General features: G+C 62.4%; 21 protein-coding genes and 1 tRNA gene. 15 read left to right on the top strand and 7 right to left on the bottom strand.

Features of this window, described 5'->3' with window-relative positions; genetic code table 11:
• Nucleotides 1-2: 2 nt before the first annotated feature.
• From C8K66_RS23135 to C8K66_RS23090, 10 genes are all read left to right on the top strand, one after another.
• Nucleotides 3-632: an urea amidolyase associated protein UAAP2 gene (locus C8K66_RS23135; RefSeq protein WP_046384385.1), complete on the top strand. Its 630-nt coding sequence runs from the start codon at nt 3-5 to the stop codon at nt 630-632.
• A 233-nt stretch (nt 633-865) separates the two neighbouring features.
• Nucleotides 866-4,489, top strand: a complete 3,624-nt coding sequence (gene uca, locus C8K66_RS23130) for an urea carboxylase (RefSeq protein ID WP_108526031.1) — start codon at nt 866-868, stop codon at nt 4,487-4,489.
• Nucleotides 4,490-4,548: 59 nt separating this feature from the next.
• A complete protein-coding gene (locus C8K66_RS23125; protein ID WP_017844882.1) occupies nt 4,549-4,761 on the top strand; it encodes a cysteine-rich CWC family protein in 213 nt (70 codons plus the stop codon).
• The gene (locus C8K66_RS23120; RefSeq protein ID WP_017844881.1) at nt 4,761-5,453 is read left to right on the top strand and encodes a pseudouridine synthase; all 693 of its coding nucleotides are present in this window, start codon (nt 4,761-4,763) and stop codon (nt 5,451-5,453) included. The genes C8K66_RS23125 and C8K66_RS23120 overlap by 1 nt, the downstream gene beginning before the upstream one ends.
• Nucleotides 5,454-5,757: 304 nt before the next feature.
• Entirely contained in the window at nt 5,758-6,642 is an 885-nt protein-coding gene (locus C8K66_RS23115) for an alpha/beta fold hydrolase (RefSeq protein WP_057004957.1), read from the top strand.
• Nucleotides 6,643-6,784: 142 nt separating this feature from the next.
• Nucleotides 6,785-6,858: transfer RNA gene (locus C8K66_RS23110), tRNA-Gly, on the top strand.
• Between the two features lie 218 nt (nt 6,859-7,076).
• Nucleotides 7,077-7,601, top strand: coding sequence for a DUF3833 domain-containing protein (locus C8K66_RS23105; protein ID WP_046384389.1), 525 nt, complete (start codon nt 7,077-7,079; stop codon nt 7,599-7,601).
• 23 nt (nt 7,602-7,624) lie between these two features.
• On the top strand, nt 7,625-7,930 hold the full coding sequence (locus tag C8K66_RS23100; RefSeq protein WP_017844869.1) for a DUF6482 family protein: 306 nt from the start codon (nt 7,625-7,627) through the stop codon (nt 7,928-7,930).
• Nucleotides 7,931-8,153: 223 nt separating this feature from the next.
• Nucleotides 8,154-8,435 (top strand): BrnT family toxin, encoded by a 282-nt coding sequence (locus C8K66_RS23095; protein ID WP_082107793.1) that lies wholly within the window; start codon nt 8,154-8,156, stop codon nt 8,433-8,435.
• Nucleotides 8,436-8,438: 3 nt separating this feature from the next.
• The gene (locus tag C8K66_RS23090; protein ID WP_079443030.1) at nt 8,439-8,807 is read left to right on the top strand and encodes a BrnA antitoxin family protein; all 369 of its coding nucleotides are present in this window, start codon (nt 8,439-8,441) and stop codon (nt 8,805-8,807) included.
• Between the two features lie 81 nt (nt 8,808-8,888).
• Here C8K66_RS23090 and C8K66_RS23085 read toward each other — a convergent pair whose 3' ends face one another.
• Both C8K66_RS23085 and C8K66_RS23080 read right to left on the bottom strand, forming a co-directional pair.
• Entirely contained in the window at nt 8,889-10,082 is a 1,194-nt protein-coding gene (locus C8K66_RS23085; RefSeq protein WP_108526029.1) for an MFS transporter, read from the bottom strand.
• Nucleotides 10,079-11,242 carry an MFS transporter gene (locus tag C8K66_RS23080; protein WP_108526027.1) on the bottom strand — a complete coding sequence of 388 codons (1,164 nt, stop codon included), beginning with the start codon at nt 11,240-11,242 and terminating at the stop codon, nt 10,079-10,081. The genes C8K66_RS23085 and C8K66_RS23080 overlap by 4 nt, the downstream gene beginning before the upstream one ends.
• Before the next feature lie 95 nt (nt 11,243-11,337).
• Between C8K66_RS23080 and C8K66_RS23075 the strand changes: the two genes are divergently transcribed.
• From C8K66_RS23075 to C8K66_RS23060, 4 genes are all read left to right on the top strand, one after another.
• A complete protein-coding gene (locus tag C8K66_RS23075) occupies nt 11,338-12,240 on the top strand; it encodes a LysR family transcriptional regulator (protein WP_046384393.1) in 903 nt (300 codons plus the stop codon).
• A 148-nt stretch (nt 12,241-12,388) separates the two neighbouring features.
• The gene (locus C8K66_RS23070) at nt 12,389-12,571 is read left to right on the top strand and encodes a type II toxin-antitoxin system HicA family toxin (RefSeq protein WP_108526025.1); all 183 of its coding nucleotides are present in this window, start codon (nt 12,389-12,391) and stop codon (nt 12,569-12,571) included.
• Nucleotides 12,572-12,593: 22 nt separating this feature from the next.
• Nucleotides 12,594-13,004, top strand: a complete 411-nt coding sequence (locus C8K66_RS23065; RefSeq protein WP_057004761.1) for a type II toxin-antitoxin system HicB family antitoxin — start codon at nt 12,594-12,596, stop codon at nt 13,002-13,004.
• Between the two features lie 128 nt (nt 13,005-13,132).
• Entirely contained in the window at nt 13,133-13,633 is a 501-nt protein-coding gene (locus C8K66_RS23060) for a methylated-DNA--[protein]-cysteine S-methyltransferase (protein ID WP_046490294.1), read from the top strand.
• Between the two features lie 92 nt (nt 13,634-13,725).
• Here C8K66_RS23060 and C8K66_RS23055 read toward each other — a convergent pair whose 3' ends face one another.
• The 4 genes from C8K66_RS23055 to C8K66_RS23040 all read right to left on the bottom strand — a co-directional run bounded on the left by C8K66_RS23055 (nt 13,726) and on the right by C8K66_RS23040 (nt 16,416).
• Complete coding sequence (locus C8K66_RS23055; protein ID WP_017844866.1) at nt 13,726-14,253, bottom strand: DUF4142 domain-containing protein; 528 nt, start codon at nt 14,251-14,253, stop codon at nt 13,726-13,728.
• A gap of 116 nt (nt 14,254-14,369) precedes the next feature.
• Nucleotides 14,370-15,011: a LysE family translocator gene (locus C8K66_RS23050; protein ID WP_046384396.1), complete on the bottom strand. Its 642-nt coding sequence runs from the start codon at nt 15,009-15,011 to the stop codon at nt 14,370-14,372.
• Between the two features lie 54 nt (nt 15,012-15,065).
• Entirely contained in the window at nt 15,066-15,476 is a 411-nt protein-coding gene (gene fos, locus C8K66_RS23045) for a fosfomycin resistance glutathione transferase (protein ID WP_108526023.1), read from the bottom strand.
• A 13-nt stretch (nt 15,477-15,489) separates the two neighbouring features.
• Nucleotides 15,490-16,416 carry a LysR family transcriptional regulator gene (locus tag C8K66_RS23040; RefSeq protein ID WP_046384398.1) on the bottom strand — a complete coding sequence of 309 codons (927 nt, stop codon included), beginning with the start codon at nt 16,414-16,416 and terminating at the stop codon, nt 15,490-15,492.
• 68 nt (nt 16,417-16,484) lie between these two features.
• Between C8K66_RS23040 and C8K66_RS23035 the strand changes: the two genes are divergently transcribed.
• Nucleotides 16,485-16,973 carry a DMT family transporter gene (locus tag C8K66_RS23035; protein WP_046384399.1) on the top strand — a complete coding sequence of 163 codons (489 nt, stop codon included), beginning with the start codon at nt 16,485-16,487 and terminating at the stop codon, nt 16,971-16,973.
• Here the strand turns inward: C8K66_RS23035 and C8K66_RS23030 are convergent, their stop codons facing one another.
• Nucleotides 16,974-17,651, bottom strand: coding sequence for an NAD(P)H-binding protein (locus C8K66_RS23030; RefSeq protein WP_108526021.1), 678 nt, complete (start codon nt 17,649-17,651; stop codon nt 16,974-16,976). It lies immediately after the preceding gene.
• Between the last annotated feature and the right edge of the window lie 16 nt (nt 17,652-17,667).

The following is a 17,667-nucleotide window of genomic DNA, read 5'->3' as shown; positions in this document are numbered from 1 at the left end:
CCATGTCTATCGCACTGAAACAACCCGACACGGCGGTGTACCGCGCCACCATTCCCGCCGGCGAGCCGTGGCTGATGGAGGTCAAGGCCGGGCAGACCCTGCGCATCCTTGACCTGGAGGGCAACCAGGCGGTCGACACGCTGTTCTACAGCGTGAAAAACCCGCGCGAGCGCTACGACGTGCAACGCACCTTGCGCCGCCAGAACAGCGTGTACCTGGGCGCCGGCAGCGTGCTCTATTCCAACCTCGGCCAGCCGATGCTGACCCTCGTCGCAGACACCTGCGGGCGCCACGACACCCTCGGTGGCGCCTGCGCCCAAGAGAGCAACACCGTGCGCTACGCCCTGGAAAAACGCTACATGCACAGCTGCCGCGACAACTACCTGCGGGCCTGCGCCCATGACGGTCGCCTGGGCAAACGCGACATTGGCCCGAACATCAATTTCTTCATGAATGTGCCGGTCACGGCCGACGGCGGGTTGACCTTCGAAGACGGCATTTCCGCCCCCGGCAAGTACGTCGACCTGCGCGCCGAGATGGACGTGATCGTGCTGATCTCCAACTGCCCGCAATTGAACAACCCGTGCAACGCCTACAACCCGACGCCTGCGGAGTTACTCGTATGGAACTGACACTCAAGCGCTTGCGCAGTTGGTTATTTGCACTCTGCCAGGCCCGAGCCGGGCAGTGTCTTCAAAACCGCTGAACCCTGTGGGAAGGGGCTTGCCCCCGATGGCGGCAAGTCAGCCAAACACGCACCCACTGGCTCACCACCATCGGGAGCCCCCCCTCCCACACTCACGACATGCACTGCGGACGACCGCAGTGCTCCTTCACTTTGCGGGACGGCCCGCAGGGTTTTGCCATGTTCGAAAAACTCTTGATCGCCAACCGTGGCGCCATCGCCTGCCGCATCCTGCGCACCTTGCGCGAGCTGCATGTAAAGGGCGTCGCCGTGTACGCCGAAGCCGATGCGGCCAGCCTGCACATCCAACACGCCGACGAAGCCTACAGCCTCGGTGAAGGCGCCGCGGCCGGCACCTACCTGGCGGTGGACAAAATCCTCGCCATCGCCAAGGCCAGCGGCGCCACGGCGATTCATCCCGGCTACGGCTTTCTCTCGGAAAACGCCGCCTTCGCGCAAGCCTGCGAAAACGCCGGCATCGCCTTTATCGGGCCGACCCCGCACCAGCTGCGCGTATTCGGCCTCAAGCACACCGCACGGGCGCTGGCCAAGCAACACCACCTCCCCTTGCTCGAAGGCAGCGAACTGCTCGACAACCTCGACGCCGCCATGCTCGCCGCCGACCGCGTGGGCTACCCGGTCATGCTCAAGAGCACCGCCGGCGGCGGCGGCATCGGCATGCGCGTATGCCGCCACGCCGCGGAGTTGAACGAGTGCTTCGACGCTGTCAAACGCCTGGGCCAGAACAACTTCAGCGATGCCGGCGTGTTTATCGAGAAGTACATCGAGCACGCTCGCCACCTGGAGGTGCAGGTGTTCGGCGACGGCGCGGGCGAGGTAATCGCCCTTGGCGTGCGCGATTGTTCGGTGCAGCGGCGCAACCAGAAAGTCCTCGAAGAAACCCCGGCGCCGAACCTGCCCGAAGGCATGGCCGAGGCCCTGTGCTCGGCCGCCATCACCCTGGCCAAGGCGGTCAACTACCGCAGCGCCGGCACCGTGGAATTCATCTTCGATAGCGCAGACAGTCGCTTCTACTTCCTGGAAGTGAACACGCGGTTGCAGGTGGAACACGGCGTCACCGAACAAGTGTGGGGCGTGGACCTGGTGCGCTGGATGGTGCAACTGGCGGCGGGAGACATGCGGCCATTGAGTGAGCTGGCGTTGAAGCCCCAGGGCCACGCGATCCAGGCACGCTTGTATGCGGAAGATCCAGGCCGCGATTTCCAGCCAAGCCCGGGGCTGTTGACCTGCGTGGATTTTCCGCAGGCCGAAGGCTTGCGCATCGACACTTGGGTTGAAGCCGGTTGTGAGATCCCGCCGTACTTCGACCCGATGATCGCCAAGCTCATCACCTGGGCGCCCACCCGCGAACAGGCGCGCCTGGATTTGCATCGCGCCTTGAGCGACAGCCAGCTCTACGGCGTGGAAACCAACCGCGATTACCTGCGCCAGATCCTGCTAGCCGCGCCCTTTGCCGGTGGCCATCCGTGGACGCGCTGCCTGGAAGATCTGGTCTACGTTGCCCACACGTTCGAAGTGCTCAGCGCGGGCACGCAAACCAGCGTGCAGGACTATCCCGGACGCCTCGGTTATTGGGCCGTGGGCGTACCGCCGTCGGGGCCGATGGACAGCCGCGCGCTGCGCCTGGGCAATCGTCTGCTGGGCAATCGCGAAGGCGCGGCAGCCTTGGAGATCACCATGAGCGGGCCGCTGTTGCGCTTCAACTGCGCTGCCGTGGTGGCGGTGACAGGGGCGGAGATTCCGCTGCTGCTGGACGATCACCCCGTGCCAATGAACACCACGCTGCGGATCGAAGCCGGATCGCTGTTGAGCCTCGGCACCCTCGCCGGGGCCGGCGCGCGCAGTTACCTGTGCCTGCGCGGCGGGCTGCAAGTGCCGGACTACCTGGGCAGCCAAAGCACCTTCACCCTGGGCCAGTTCGGCGGGCATGGCGGGCGGGCGTTGCGCGCGGGCGACGTGCTGCATCTGTTGCCGCTGGTCGACGTCACCGCAGGCCGGCAACTGGTCGCGCAACCGCTGGCGCAGGTCCGCACGCTACGGGTGATTTATGGCCCCCACGGCGCGCCGGAATACTTCCGGCCCGAGTACATCGACACCTTCTTCGCCACACAGTGGGAAGTGCATTTCAACTCCAGCCGCACCGGCGTGCGGTTGATCGGCCCCAAGCCGTTGTGGGCGCGTACCGATGGCGGCGAGGCCGGGCTGCATCCGTCGAATATCCACGACAACCCTTATGCGATCGGCGCGGTGGATTTCACCGGGGACATGCCGGTGATCCTCGGCCCGGACGGGCCGAGCCTGGGTGGGTTCGTGTGCCCGGTGACGGTGATCGAAGCCGACCTGTGGCAACTCGGGCAACTCAAGGCCGGCGACAAACTGCGCTTCGAACCGGTGAACCTCGAGACCGCCCGCGATCTCGCGCTGAAATGGGATCAAATGCCGGAGCCAGGCTTGCCCGCGATGCAGGCGACGCGCGCTCACAGCAACACCGAGGCGATGCCATCGCGAGCAAGCCCCCGCCCACATTGGCCCGCGTCGCCTGTGGTGTTGGATATCGGCCAGGAAGATACGCGTCTGGTTGCCCGATTGGCCGGCGACACCCACCTGCTGCTGGAAATCGGCGCGCCCGAGCTCGACCTGGTGCTGCGCTTTCGCGCCCACGCGCTGATGCAGGCCCTCGAAACCCACGCACGGCACGGTGTGATCGACCTGACGCCGGGCATCCGCTCGCTGCAGGTCCACTACCAGCCGGAACAATTGCCCCTGGCCGACCTGCTGGCGCTGATCAGCGGCGAATGGACGGCCGTGTGCGCCACGCCCAACCTGCAAGTGCCTTCGCGCATCGTCCACCTGCCGCTGTCCTGGGATGACCCGGCGTGCCAGTTGGCCATCGACAAATACATGACCACCGTGCGCAAGGACGCGCCGTGGTGCCCGAGCAACCTGGAGTTCATCCGCCGCATCAACGCCCTCGCCGACCTCGACGCGGTGCGCCACACCGTGTTCGAAGCGAGCTATCTGGTGATGGGCCTGGGCGATGTCTACCTCGGCGCCCCGGTGGCCACGCCGCTGGACCCGCGTCATCGCCTGGTGACCACCAAATACAACCCGGCCCGCACCTGGACCGCCGAGAACTCGGTGGGCATCGGCGGCGCGTATTTGTGCGTGTACGGCATGGAAGGCCCCGGCGGCTATCAGTTCGTCGGGCGCACGTTGCAGATGTGGAACCGCTATCGCGAAGTCGCGGCCTTCGACGGCAAGCCGTGGCTGCTGCGGTTTTTCGACCAGATCCGCTTCTACCCGGTGAGTGCCGAAGAACTGGTAAAGATTCGTCGGGACTTTCCGCTGGGGCGCTTTGCGTTGCACATCGAGGACAGCGTGTTGAACCTGGCGGACTACCAGGATTTTCTGGCGCGTGAAGCCACCGGTATCGATGCGTTTCGTGACCACCAGCAACAGGCGTTCAATGCCGAGCGCGAACGCTGGATCGCCAGCGGCCAGGCGCACTTCGACAGCGAGGAAGCGCCAGCGCCGCTCGCGCAGGACACGCCGCTGAAGGCCAATGAGCACAGCATCGACAGCCATATCGCGGGCAATCTGTGGCAGGTCCGGGTGGCGGTGGGCGAACGCGTCGCGGCCGGCGATGTGCTGGTGGTGCTGGAGTCGATGAAAATGGAGATCGCGCTGCCGGCGCCGTTCGCCGCAGTGGTGCGGGAAATCACCGTGCAGCCCGGCAGCGCGATTGGCGCCGGCCAGCGGGTCGTGGTGCTGGAACGGGACTGAGCGGCGCTGTATCGTGCAGGGACCTTCGGCGCCCTGCCCGATCCAGCCTGAACCGAACGATGACCACAGCCACCCTCTGCCCCGCCTGCGGCGCCCGCAACGACTGCACCCTGGCCGACCCGCGCACCGCCGACCAGGCCTGCTGGTGCTACAGCGTCACCATCGACCCGGCGGTGCTCGAAGCCCTGCCCGATGCATTGCGCAACCAAGCCTGCCTGTGCCCACGCTGTGCCCAGGTCGACGCACAGTTGCGCGGGGCTGAGCCGTTGTAATGCGGGTTGATCGATTCCTCAGCAACCTGCCGCGCTTCAATCGCCAGCAAGTGCGCCTGCTGTTGGTGGAACGGCGGGTGAGCGTCGATGGCGTGCCCGTCAGCGATCCTCACCACGAGGTGCGCGAATTCAGCCGGGTGTGCGTGGACGATGAGGTGCTGCAGGCGGGTAAACCGGCGCGCTATTTCATGCTGCACAAACCCCAGGGCTGCGTCAGCGCCACCTGCGATCCCCAGCACCCGACCGTGCTGGATTGGCTGGACGAACCGGACAAGGACGAGCTGCACATCGCCGGCCGCTTGGACTTCAACACCACCGGGCTGATGCTGATCACCAACGACGGCCAGTGGTCGCGGCGCCTGACGCAACCGACGACCAAACTGCCCAAGGTCTACCTGGTGGAGACCGAACAACCGATCGGCGCGGAATACGCCGCCACCTTCGCGGCGGGCGTGTATTTCGCGTTTGAAGACCTGACGACTCAACCGGCCCAGCTGGAGCTGTTGGCGCCTCGCCTGGCACGCTTGAGCATCATCGAAGGTCGCTATCACCAGGTGAAACGCATGTTCGGGCACTTCGACAACAAGGTGCTGCGCTTGCATCGGGAACGCATGGGGCCGCTGGCGTTGGATGACGCGCTGGCGCCCGGTGAGTATCGAGCGTTGAGCGCCGATGAAATCCGCCAGGTCTGACGACCGTTCGGCCGGTGATGGCTAAAACCCATCCCTGCGACTTGCGACATCCCGAACCGACTGCTTGAATCAAAACGTCAGCCAAAAGATGACTGGCGAGTCGCCTATAACCTCCAAGAAACACCTTGCCGCGCCCGCGCTTGATCCACGGGCCTTCCCGGCAAACAACCCGCCCTGGTAACACCCGTCGGCCAGCCGTCATCGGCGCGACATGGGCGCTCATCTTCAAGGCGTATGCCTACCTGTCACAAAGCTCGTGCAGAGTGATCTGCGCGCCCTACCCGCTTGCCAGGAGTCTTACGACATGAGGCCAGAAATCGCTGTGTTGGATATACAGGGTCAGTATCGGGTTTACACGGAGTTCTATCGCGCGGACGCGGCTGAAAAGACCATCATCCTGGTCAACGGCTCCATGGCCACCACGGCCTCCTTCGCCCAAACCGTGAAAAGCCTGTACCCGCAGTTCAATGTGGTTTTGTACGACCAGCCCTACGCCGGTCGCTCCAAAATCCATAACCGCCACGAGCAGATGCTGACGAAGGAAGTCGAAGGCCAGATCCTCCTGGAACTCATCGACCACTTCGCCGCCGAACACGTGTTGTCCTTCTCCTGGGGCGGCGCCGCCACCCTCGTCGCCCTCGCCCAGCGCCCGCGCCGCGTGGAAAAGGCGGTGATCAGCTCGTTCTCGCCGGTGATCAACGCGCCCATGCGCGATTATCTCGAACGCGGCGTCGACTACCTCGGCAAGCTCGACCGCGACCGCGTCGGCCACCTGGTCAACAGCACCATCGGCAAACACCTGCCGTCGCTGTTCAAGCGCTTCAACTACCGCCACGTCAGCAGCCTGGCCGAGCATGAATACGGGCAGATGCACTTCCACATCAGCCACGTACTCAACAGCGACCGGCTGTGCTACCTCAAGGCCGCGCGCCAGATCACCGTGCCGGTGCTGTTCATGAACGGTGAATGGGACGAATACACCAGCGCCGAGGATGCCCAGCAGTTCGGGCAATACGTGCCAAACAGCAGCTTCAGCACGATCCAGGCGACCGGGCATTTTCTGGACATGGAGCACAAAGCGGCCTGCCGCGACAGCCGCGACGCCGTGGTCGGCTTTCTGAAGCCCGCGCGGCAGACCAGCCGATTGCGCTATCACCAGGGCCAGGCGCAGCATGCCTTTGCGCTCTGAAACACAGCCGACTGTAGGAGCGAGCATGCCCGCTCCTACAGTCGGTCGGCTCGTTGCCTACGCAAACACGCGCAACCTGCACATTTCTCAAAGAAAAACTTCAAATCGCGGCGCACATCTGGTACAAAGTCAGCCGCTCTGAGCGGGTGTCGTATAATGGCATTACTCCAGCTTCCCAAGCTGATAACGAGGGTTCGATTCCCTTCACCCGCTCCACTCAGATATTGATCTCGCGTCAGGATGGTTTTGACGGGGGATGTAAAAACCGGTCCTTGGTGGCCGGTTTTTTTATGGGTGGAATATAGAGTCGGGCGCTTCAAAGCCTCGGAAGCCTTCAAAATAAACACCGCAAAACATGTACAAAACAATATTTTTGTACAACTATCAATCCTTGAACCTCAGTACCCCGCCCCACACGATCAAGGAGCCGGTCCATGGCACGCCTACTGGTTTCACTGCTTCTGGTATTGAGCCTGTGCAGTTGCGGCAACGTAGAGGTCGACCACTACGCCGATCAGCAACCGCAGTTGGACCTGGAGCGTTTCTTCAGCAAACCCGTCAAGGCCTGGGGCATATTCCAGAAGCGTTCGGGGGAAGTGACCAAGCGCTTTGAGGTGGATATCGCCAGCCGACGCGAGGGCGATGCGTTGATTCTCGACGAGCGTTTTCTCTACAGCGATGGCACGCGCCAGCAGCGGGTGTGGACGTTGACACCGGATGGCCCTGGGCGCTGGCGCGGGCGCGCGGGGGATGTGGTTGGCGAGGCGATTGGCGAGGTGGCCGGCAACGCATTGCGTTGGCGCTACCGCCTCAACCTGGCGGTGGATGGCTCGGTCTACGAAGTCAGTTTTGACGACTGGATGTACTTGATGGACGAAGACACGTTGATCAACCGGTCGAGCATGTCCAAGTTTGGCGTCGAATGGGGCCAGGTCACGCTGTTCTTTCGTCGCCAATGAACGACCCACTGCGAGGCTGAATCATGAATATGCAAATGCTGACCGAACTGGCCGTGAAGGGTGAGATACGCGAGCTGGAGCTGCTGTCGCTGGAGGGCGGTTTCTACATCGCGCGCGTCAGGCTCGAGCATACGGCGATGACGCTGCTGGACGAGGATGCGAAACCGATGCGTATCGGCTCGACCACGCATTTGCGCGACCTGTTGCAACGGGTTCCGGCGTTTCCTTGTGTGCTGGTGCAGCACTGCGTCCACGATGAAATGTGCGGTACACGTGAAGGCCCCATCGGTGCGTTGCGTATTCCGTTTACGTTGGCCCAGTCCTTCTAGGGTGCATTTCATTCTTTGGCTGGCCTTCCCCTTGGTATGGGTGGCCTGGAAAGGGAAACCTACCGCACGCGATCCTGTGCCGCTTCTGTCAGTAACACCTCCTACACGCTAATTCTCTGCTCCCCACACTCCAAGTCAACGTCGATGGACAGATTCAAACGCCCATAGATCTGAAGATCAGCGGTCCCGACAACCGCATTTATATACATATAAAATATGCATAATTAAAACCTTCAGAATTCAATATGACGCCGCGAAAAACACACTCAATAAAAGCAAGCACAACGGCTTGAGCCGGGCGGATACGGAACCGGTGTTTTATGACGAATCAGCACTGGTATGGCAAACCCATGACCATGACGAGTATCGCTGGTGCATCATCGGGAAGGACGCGAAAGGAAGAATATTGGTGGTCGCCTATACCTATCGGGACCCGTATTTTGTGAGACCTATCAGCGCAAGACTCGCATCCAGAAATGAACGACGGAAGTATCTGGAGGCTTGAATCATGAAAGACGAATACGACCTCAGCAACACTAAACGCGGCGCTGTCGCCAGCAGTAAAGGCAAAACCCGGATCACCATCATGCTCGACGACTCAGTGATCGAGGCGGCTCGCGAAAGGGCTGAAAATGCCGGTACGGGTTACCAGACCGTCATCAACAACATTCTTCGGCAAGCGCTGATTTCTCAGGATGTTCATGATCTGGCACCCACGCCTAAAAAACCGCTGAAGACACTTCAGGTCATCAACAGCGGAATCAGTCAATCCGAAGTGGAGGCGCTGGAACAGCAATTGATCGCCGTTGCAGGAGAGCTGAATCGCGTGTTGGGTACGCCTAAGCTCGGCAAACAGAAAAACAAACCCTCGCTGTGATAGATAAAGCCCTACGCCCTTCCAAATAAAGACAGCGAGGGGCAAGGCGAACAAGCACCGACTGCCGTAAGCCAAACCCGCTTAAACCTCGTTTCTTAAACTCCTTCGCACCTCCCACACCAACGGCAACGTCACCAGCAACATCCCCGCCAACACCATCACCGCCACCGGCACGCCCAGCGCATCGCCTACGCCCCCCATCAGCACCGGCGCCAGCGCTCCGCCGCCAATGGTGCCGGTGTAGAACAGCGCAAAGGCCCGTTCCCGTTTGCCGGGGCTGACCAGGTCCGGCACGGCGCCGTACAGCACCGACGAGGTGCCATTGAGCACCAGCCCCAACACCGGCAACATCAGCATCAGCCCAGCCAGCGGCAGATACAGCGCGGCGACGATCAGCAGCGCCGTGCTGGTTTCCGTCAGCCAGACGGTTTTCATCATGCCGATACGCACGCCGAGATAGCCGCAGAACAGTTTGCCGAATGCACCGCCGATGAACAGCAGCGTCAACGCCAGGCCGATACCGGCCGTGCCCGCGCCTTTGGCTTGCAGCAGGAACGGCAGGAAGGTGAGAAAACCCATTCGCACGGCGCTGTCGATAGTGCCGGTAAGGATCAATGCGCGCAGGCCGGCGGCGGAGCCGGTTGCGGTGCAAGGCTGGGGCTTGGTTGTGGATGCGGCTGCGTGTGGCTGACCGGGGATCAGCCACCACAGCAACCCCGCCGCCGCCAGGCCGAGCAGCCCCAACAGTGTGGCGCTGGCCCGCCAACTGATCAGCGTGAGCAACAGGCCAACCAGGCCGGGAATCAGGGTTTTGCCGATGTCGCCGGAAAAGTTGTAGTGGGCCAGCGCTTGCTTGACGCCACCACCCTCCTCATACGCGTCCGTGATCATCGAGGAAGCCAGCGGGTGCTGGGTGCTGGCGCCCAGGCCGCCAAGCAGCAGCGCCAACAACAGCACGGTCAACCCGCTGGCTTGCCCGGCCAACAGGTAAGCGACACCCGCCAGCACGGTGCCGCCCACCAGCATCGGAGTACGCCCCCAGCGTGTGGCGGCGCGGCTGGCCATCAGTTGGAACACGGCCATCATCCCGGAATAGGCGCCGCGCAACAGGCCGATCTGGACGTAGGACAAGGCGAATTGAGCTTGCCAGATAGGCAGCAGAACGTAGATCACATCGGTGAGGCCATCGTGTACGGCATGGGCGCTGCAGCCGGCGATGAGCGCGCGGCGGCGGGTGGATGTTTCAGCAGCAGGCAAAGCGACGGTGTCGTTCATGGTGTGCGGATCAATTGAGGTTTAAGGGGCTTCCAGCCAGTCAAGGCGATCAGCAACGTCAGCAGTTGGAACACGATGATCAGCGCCACACACCCGGCCCAGCCCCAGCGCTCCCAGATCAGCGCCGGGACGACGGCCCCGCAACTGCCGCCCAGGTAGTACGCGGTGAGATAGACCCCCACGGCCCCCGCCTTGTTCTCGCGAGCGCTGCCGGCAATGAACGCATTGGCGGCAGCCTGGGCCAGAAACACACCGGTAGAACTGAGCGCCAGCCCGATCACGATGCACCACAGCGACGGCATCAGGGTCAGCGCCGAGCCGCTGATGCCAAGCACCGCCGCGACACTCAGCAGTTCGGCGGGTGGGCGGGCTTTGCTCAGGCGCCCGGCGATGGGGATCACAACCAGGGCCAGCAAGAACACCATGTACAGCGTTCCCAAGGCCGCAGGCCCCAAGTTAAAAGGCGGTAGGCCAAGGTACAAACCTGCGTAGGTAAACGCCGCAACCTGGGAAAACAGCACGCAAAAACCTACGGCATACGCCGCCACCAAGGGTTTGCGAAACAGCCCCGACGAAAACGCTTCAACCTGCATCGCTCGCGGCCGACCGGCGGGCAGCAGAAACTGGATAAACCCGCCCACCATCAGGCTCAACACGGCCAGCAGCTCAAAGGCTTCGCGCCAGCCCACGTACTCGGTCATCACACCGGTGACGAACCGTCCCGCGAACCCTCCCAACACGGTTCCCGCAACATACAGGCTGGTGACTTCAGTGACCGTCCCACCACGCCAGCGCTCGCCGATATAGGCCACGCTGGTGGCGAATACCACCGGAATCAACATGCCTTCGACAAAGCGCCACATCAGCACTTCGGCGAAGCTATCGGCATAGGCAGTCATCAACGTCGGCAGCGCCAGCAGCAGCGCGGCCGTGCTGATCACGCTGCGCGGCTCCAGGCGTGCGGTCAGGCGGCTGACGAAAGGTGCGGTGATCGCCACCGCCAGCGTGGTCACAGTGATGCTCCAGCCCGCCGTCCTGGCGCTGATCTGAAAGTGCGCGGCAAACGTCTGCAGGATGCTCTGGGTCGCATACAGGTTGAGAAACGCCGCGCAGCCACACAGGAACAGGGCAAGGCGGGCACAATGCAGGCGCGCGTTCATGAAACCTCTCGTTTTATTTTGAAAGGTCTTTATAGAATGGCGGGCGGGGCTTAAACCAATACCGAATTCGCACCGATTGATACCCAAGGATCAGGATGCTCGACCTACGCAAGCTGCGTTACTTTCTGATGGTCGCCGAAGAATTGCATTTCGGCCGCGCCGCCCTGCGTCTGCACCTGGCCCAGCCGCCATTGACCCGGCAGATTTCCGCGCTGGAGGCAGAGCTGGGTTTCAAACTGTTCGATCGCACCAGCCGCACGGTCGCCCTCACCGCCCAGGGCCGGGCGTTTTTGCCCTATGCCCGGGGTGTGCTGGAACAGGTCGAATTGGCCCACGTCATCGCCGGCAAACTCGCGGCCGGAACGGCCGGGCAATTGGCGTTGGGGTATGTCAGTTCAATCGCCCTGTCGGATCTGTTCAGCCAGGCGATCCAGGCTTTCGCGCAACGCTTCCCGGATGTGCAATTGACCCTGGTGGAATGCGCCTCCGGCAGCCTCGGCGCGCAGGTCGCGGATGGGCGGCTGGATATCGGCTTGAGCCGGCTGTTACCGCAAAACGACCACGTGCAGGCGCTGTCGCTGGGCGAAGAGCGGCTGGTGGCGGCTGTATCCAGCGACAGCCCGCTGGCCGAGCAGGCAACCGTCAGCCTGGCGCAGCTCTGCGCGTACCCGGTGATACTGTTTCCCGCAGACTACGGGTCAGGGCTGAACCAGACCGTCGAACAGCTTTATCGCCAGCATGGCGTGCCCCTGCGCGCGGGGCCAACGGGGCGCCAGATCACCTCGATCATCGCCCTGGTGGCCGCCGGGCAAGGGGTGGCCTTGGTGCCGGCCTGCACGCAGAGCTTGATGAACAAGGGCGTGACGTACAGGCCGTTGGTGGAGGTGGATGCATGTGCGCGGTTGTTGGTGCTGACCCCGACTGAAAGACCGAGTGCATTGGTTGATGCGTTTCTCTCCGTCATCGGAGAAGCGTCACTCCTGCGAAAACCCCAGTAATACCTCTGACCGACGCCCGTCCTGCGCGCTCATACGCTTGATTCGCCCCCCCACCGAACTATCGCTCACCGACCGCTGGTAGGTAGAGTGTTGATAATTTATCTTCAGTGGTTATAGCCACCACCAACACACACCACAAGGAGGTGCTGTGGATAGCCGATATTTAATAGGCCATATCGTCGCCGACGGCTGGTATCTGGTGCGCGTCAGAGGTAGCCATCACCCCTTCAAGCACCCGACGAAACCGGGGCTGGTGACAATTCCTCATCCGAAGAAGGACTTGTTGGACAAGCCCGCCAAAAGCATGTTGAAACAGGCACTGCTGAGTTAACTGTCCTTGGAGGACAACGAACGTGCTGTACCCCATCGCAATTTCTACTGGTGACGAAGACCATGCCTGGGGCGTGGAAGTCCCGGACATTCCTGGTTGCTACTCCGTCGGTGACGACTTGGACGACGCCATGGCCATGGCCCGTGAAGCGATTGAAGGCCACTTCGAAATTCTCGCCGAAGACGGTGCGCCGATTCCCAGCGCGCAGAAAGTCACCCTGCATGCAGCCAACCCCAAGTACGCCGGTTGCATGTGGGCAGTGGTGGACATCGATGTCACCAAATACCTGGGCAAGGCGCAGAAACTCAACATCACCCTGCCAGGCTATTTGCTCAATCGTATCGATGAATACGTACTGCACCATCCCGAGGAAAAAAGCCGTTCGGGGTTCCTCGCGTCCGCAGCGCTCAAGGTGCTGCAACAGGATCGATAGCGGCATCTGAATGCGCCGACAGACTCGTTCCGGCGGAATTTGACCGCAAGAAACGTAGTTTTCCTCCAGGTCGATGGAACTACCGTAGCGCTGTACCCTTTTACGTCCGTTCTCCGAGGAGCCCGTTGATGGCCTACGAATACACACTCATGCCCTCCCCCGTCGGCGAACTGACCCTGGTGTCCCGCCATGGCAAACTCAGCGCCATCCTATGGGAAACAGAGCGCGCGAACCGTGTACGCCTGGGGGAATTGCGCGAAGTGAAAGACAACCCCGTGCTGTTGGAAACCGAGCGCCAGTTGCAGGAATACTTCGCCGGTGCCCGTCATCGGTTCGAGCTGGAGCTGGACTTCACCGGCACCGACTTTCAGAAACAAGTCTGGCAGGCACTGCTGACCATCCCCTTCGGCGAAACCCGCAGCTACAGCCAGATCGCCCAGCAGATCGGCAACCCGAAAGCCGTGCGCGCCGTGGGCGCGGCCAATGGGCGTAATCCGATCTCGATCATTGCGCCGTGCCATCGGGTCATTGGCGCATCGGGCGGCTTGACAGGGTTTGCCGGCGGGCTTGCGGCCAAGCAGTATCTGCTCGCACTGGAAGGCACAGGCCAGGCGGAACTGCGGTTCTGAGTGCGCCGGCGACCAGGACCGACTTGAACCCGGCATAAAAAAACGGCGGTTGGATGGGCGCCAACCGCCGTTTTGCATATCGAGTGCAAGCCTCAACCGTCGCCTTGACGGCCTTTACCGTAGGTAGATGCCAGGGCGCGGGCCTTTTGCAGACGCTCTTCCAGCTTGGGCAGCGTCTCATCCACCAGCGCTTTTATTTCCGGGACATCCGACGCGGCACCTTCCTGCTTGAACAGCGCGATGGCGTCTTCGTTTTCTTTGACCTGTTGCGCGGTGTAGGCAGCATCGAAGGAATCACCGTCCTTGAGCTCGGGCATGAGGGTTTCGGCTTTGTCGACGATCTTCTCGCGCGGCGCCACGGGCAGGTCGAGCTTCTTGGCGATGGCCGCCAGATGCTGGTTGGCCAGGGTGCGCTCGTTGATCACCTCGATGGTGTAGTCCTTGATTTCCTGGGACGAGGTCTTGGCGTGGGCCATGCGGCTGGTTTCGATATCGGCCATGCCTTTGGCCGAAGCCTGCTCGATGAATTCAGCCGGCGACTGGGCGAAAGCATTGCTGGCGCCGAGGCCCAGCAGCATCGCGAAACTGGCGGTGCGTAACCGGATAGCCATGCGGCTCATGATGGGTTCCTCCAGGGCAAAAATAGGTGCGAGAACATACGCCTCGCTCTGAATTCGAATTTTAACCGCCGCAAAGGTTTAGAAAAAACTTGCCAGTGCGACGAACGGTCGCCGCCTCACGCCGGTTTACTGCCGAACAGGCCCGGCAACGCGTGGGCCAGCGCATTGATGGCGAAGCCGATGAACATCACCCCACAGAGCTTGGTGATGAGGATTTCGTGACGCTGATACACCGTGCGTACCCGCTGCGCGCCCACCACGCCGATCAGAATCGCGTAGGCCAACAGCCCACCGATAAAGCTCAGCAAGATCAACGATGGCAGCATCGCCCAGGTCAGCAACTCGGCACGGCTGGACAGCAAGGCGGTAAACGTGGCGACGGCCACCGGGTAGGCCTTGGGGTTGGTCAGGCCGAACAGGATGCCGTGCCAGAACGGATGCCGCGCCGCGCCCTGGGGTGCCTCGCTACTGCGGCGCTGGGTACGGATCGCGCGCCAGCCCAGCCAGAACAAGTACGCGCCACTGAGCACGCCCAGCACATCGAACGCAGTGCTGCCGACTTCCCGCGCCCCCACGATCGCAATCAGCGCGGTGCTGCACCACAGCACATCGCCGAGCAAATGCCCGCACAGAAAACCGGCCCCGGCGCGACGCCCCCGGGCCGCGCCGATACCGAACACGGCCAACACCCCCGGGCCAGGCGTAATACCGTAGATAAAACCCGAAGCGAGGACGGCGAGCAGCAAGGATGGGGTCATGGGCGTGACTCTGACTGACGGTTGAGAGGTGGAAGGATTCTGCACGTTCCCGCGCTACGGGTAAAACTGCATGCCGGCATAAGGCTTGGCGCGACAGGCTTGCAGGCGCGAGGCCAGATCACCGACATGGGCTTCGAGCTTGTGGCCATCGGGGTCGAGAAAATAGAACGAAGCGCCCTCGCTGCGGTTGTCGCGCCACTCTGCTACGCCGGCGGCTCGCAGGCGTTGCACCAGCGCGGCGAAGTCGCTCGCGCCTACCGTGAAGGCAAAGTGGGTGTATTCAGCCGCCGGCACCGACGGGCGCAGTGGGTCGAGGCACAGGCACAGCCACAAGCCGGGCAATGACAGGTAGGCGCCGTTGTCCCAGGTGGCGTCGAGGCGAAGTTGCAGCAGGTCACGGTAGAAGCTGACGCTGCGCGGCAGATCGGTGACAGCCAGGGTCAAGTGGTTGAGGCCGGTGAGCATGGGGTCGTTCCTGTTAGTGGCAACCTTCGGACAATACACCCTGCACCTGCGCCTTCAACCACTGCAACCCCGAATCCCCACCCCGCCGCGCATGCCACGCCAGCTCAAAGGCGAACGACGGAATATGAAACGGCGGCGGCACCGTCGACAGTTGCTCACGGTCGATGTTGAGCACGCCCCTCGACGAGACGGTCAGGATCAGGTCCGTGCCCTCGATCAACTGCGGCGCCACGCCCCAATGCGGCAGGCTGATCGCCACATGCCGCCGCTCACGGATCACGCTCAGTGCCCGCTCGATTTCCGGGGTGCCGCTGCCGCGCATTTCCAAGAGCACATGGGGCCGCGACAGGTAGGTGGGCAGGTCGAGCGTGCCGCTGGGTGGCAGGCTGGCGCGGTCGACCAGGCAGGTGTAATGCTCTTCGAATAACGGCGTAGTCCGCAATTCAGCAGGCATGTCAGGGAAGACCCCGGCAGCCAGGTCGATATCGCCGCTGAGCACGCCGTCCACCATGCCTTCGCGGCTGGCCTGGATGATCTGCAGATCGATGCCGGGCGCTTCACGGCGCAAGGTTCGCACCAGCCCCGGCAGGAAAATCGCCGCGCTGTAGTCCGACATCGCCACGCGAAACTTGCGCGTGGCCGAGGCCGGATCAAAGCGATTCGGTGCCAGCAGCGCCTGCACCTGGGCCAAGGCCTGCGCCAACGGTATCGCCAACTCCAGCGCGCGGGCAGTCGGCAGCAACCTGCCGCCGTGACGCACCAGCAGCGGATCACCAAGCATGTCGCGCAGGCGCGCCAGAGCGTGGCTGACCGCCGGCTGGCTCAGGTGCAAACGTGCAGCGGCGCGAGTGACGTGCTGCTCGCTGAGCAAGGCGTCGAGGATCACCAACAGGTTGAGATCGATGCGGCGCAGATCATTCATCAGCTGCATGCCCTGCATAAAAACTTGGAATTTAAATTTGCGCGACGAATAGCCTAGAGTCCAGCAAAACCTCTGGGAGATTCAACATGACGACGTTGCAGTGGGCAGGTTTATTGCTTTTGGCGGTGATCGCCGGGGCGGTGGTGCCGTTTCAAAGCGCGATCAATGCCAACCTCGGACGCGGGCTCGGTCACCCGTTGTGGGCAACGCTGGCGTCGTTGCTGGTGAGCATCATCGTGCTGCTGCCAGTGATCATCGCCTTGCGCCTGCCGTTGCCGAGCCTGGCGTTTATCGGCAAGGCGCCGCTGTGGATGTGGGCCGGCGGTGCATTTGGCGTGTGCTTTATCTCGTTGGCGTTGATGTTGCTGCCCAAGCTGGGCGCATCGGGCTTTATCGCGCTGGCCATGGCCGGGCAACTTCTCGCCTCGCTGCTGCTCGATCACTTCGGCCTGTTCGGCCTGGTGGAACGCCCGCTGACAACGCCCCGGGTACTGGGCGCGTTGCTGTTGATCGGTGGCGTCGCGTTGATTCAGTTCAGCGCCACCCCCGCCCGCGCACTCGCGACGACGAGCTGATCAGCGGTTGTTCAGAGAGGCCAGGCGATGGATCTCGGCTTGCTCCACCACCGGCTGTGGTGCGCCGTGACGCACCGCCGCCAACATCGCACGGCCAACGGTCTCGGTGCTGACTACCCAACCTGGCTTTATCCGACGCACCAACGAGAGCAACGGCCCGAGTACCGTATAGAACAACGCGTACAACGGCGTCTTCGAACGCACGTCGTGCAACGGCTGAATCAGCCCCGGCCGGAACACATACACCGCCTTGAACGGCAGGCGCAGCAAGGCATTCTCGGTCTTGCCCTTGACCCGCGCCCACATCGACTGGCTCGTTTCGGAACTGTCGGCGCCGGCGCCGGACACATAGATAAACGTCATTTGCGGATTGAGCCGCGCCAGAGTGCTGGCGGCGACCAGGGTCAGATCATAGGTAAGATGGGTGTAGCGGGTTTCATTCATCCCCGCCGATGAAACACCGAGGCAAAAGAAGCAGGCATCGAAACCTTGCAGCAAGTTCTCCAGAGCCTGCAAATCCAACATGTCCGCGTGCAGCACCTGATGCAGTTTGGCGTGTTCCAGGGTCAACGGCGTGCGGCCGACGGCGACGACTTCCTGCACGTCGGCGGCCAGCAGGCACTCGCGCAGAACGCCTTGACCGATCATGCCAGTGGCACCGAATAACAGAACTCTCATCAAATCCTCCTTCATC

Origin of the sequence: Pseudomonas sp. GV105, from assembly GCF_003058185.1 — a bacterium.
Taxonomy (GTDB): Bacteria; Pseudomonadota; Gammaproteobacteria; order Pseudomonadales; family Pseudomonadaceae; genus Aquipseudomonas; species Aquipseudomonas veronii.
This window is presented reverse-complemented; position numbering and strand designations above follow the sequence as displayed.

What these genes read in the sequence shown, in the direction of transcription:
- C8K66_RS23135 (WP_046384385.1), top strand. Translation starts at nt 3, where the DNA reads ATGTCTATCGCACTGAAACAACCCGACACGGCGGTGTACCGCGCCACC.
- uca (WP_108526031.1), top strand. Translation starts at nt 866, where the DNA reads ATGTTCGAAAAACTCTTGATCGCCAACCGTGGCGCCATCGCCTGCCGC.
- C8K66_RS23125 (WP_017844882.1), top strand. Translation starts at nt 4,549, where the DNA reads ATGACCACAGCCACCCTCTGCCCCGCCTGCGGCGCCCGCAACGACTGC.
- C8K66_RS23120 (WP_017844881.1), top strand. Translation starts at nt 4,761, where the DNA reads ATGCGGGTTGATCGATTCCTCAGCAACCTGCCGCGCTTCAATCGCCAG.
- C8K66_RS23115 (WP_057004957.1), top strand. Translation starts at nt 5,758, where the DNA reads ATGAGGCCAGAAATCGCTGTGTTGGATATACAGGGTCAGTATCGGGTT.
- C8K66_RS23105 (WP_046384389.1), top strand. Translation starts at nt 7,077, where the DNA reads ATGGCACGCCTACTGGTTTCACTGCTTCTGGTATTGAGCCTGTGCAGT.
- C8K66_RS23100 (WP_017844869.1), top strand. Translation starts at nt 7,625, where the DNA reads ATGAATATGCAAATGCTGACCGAACTGGCCGTGAAGGGTGAGATACGC.
- C8K66_RS23090 (WP_079443030.1), top strand. Translation starts at nt 8,439, where the DNA reads ATGAAAGACGAATACGACCTCAGCAACACTAAACGCGGCGCTGTCGCC.
- C8K66_RS23085 (WP_108526029.1), bottom strand. Translation starts at nt 10,082, where the DNA reads ATGAACGACACCGTCGCTTTGCCTGCTGCTGAAACATCCACCCGCCGC.
- C8K66_RS23080 (WP_108526027.1), bottom strand. Translation starts at nt 11,242, where the DNA reads ATGAACGCGCGCCTGCATTGTGCCCGCCTTGCCCTGTTCCTGTGTGGC.
- C8K66_RS23075 (WP_046384393.1), top strand. Translation starts at nt 11,338, where the DNA reads ATGCTCGACCTACGCAAGCTGCGTTACTTTCTGATGGTCGCCGAAGAA.
- C8K66_RS23060 (WP_046490294.1), top strand. Translation starts at nt 13,133, where the DNA reads ATGGCCTACGAATACACACTCATGCCCTCCCCCGTCGGCGAACTGACC.
- C8K66_RS23055 (WP_017844866.1), bottom strand. Translation starts at nt 14,253, where the DNA reads ATGAGCCGCATGGCTATCCGGTTACGCACCGCCAGTTTCGCGATGCTG.
- C8K66_RS23050 (WP_046384396.1), bottom strand. Translation starts at nt 15,011, where the DNA reads ATGACCCCATCCTTGCTGCTCGCCGTCCTCGCTTCGGGTTTTATCTAC.
- fos (WP_108526023.1), bottom strand. Translation starts at nt 15,476, where the DNA reads ATGCTCACCGGCCTCAACCACTTGACCCTGGCTGTCACCGATCTGCCG.
- C8K66_RS23040 (WP_046384398.1), bottom strand. Translation starts at nt 16,416, where the DNA reads ATGCAGGGCATGCAGCTGATGAATGATCTGCGCCGCATCGATCTCAAC.
- C8K66_RS23035 (WP_046384399.1), top strand. Translation starts at nt 16,485, where the DNA reads ATGACGACGTTGCAGTGGGCAGGTTTATTGCTTTTGGCGGTGATCGCC.
- C8K66_RS23030 (WP_108526021.1), bottom strand. Translation starts at nt 17,651, where the DNA reads ATGAGAGTTCTGTTATTCGGTGCCACTGGCATGATCGGTCAAGGCGTT.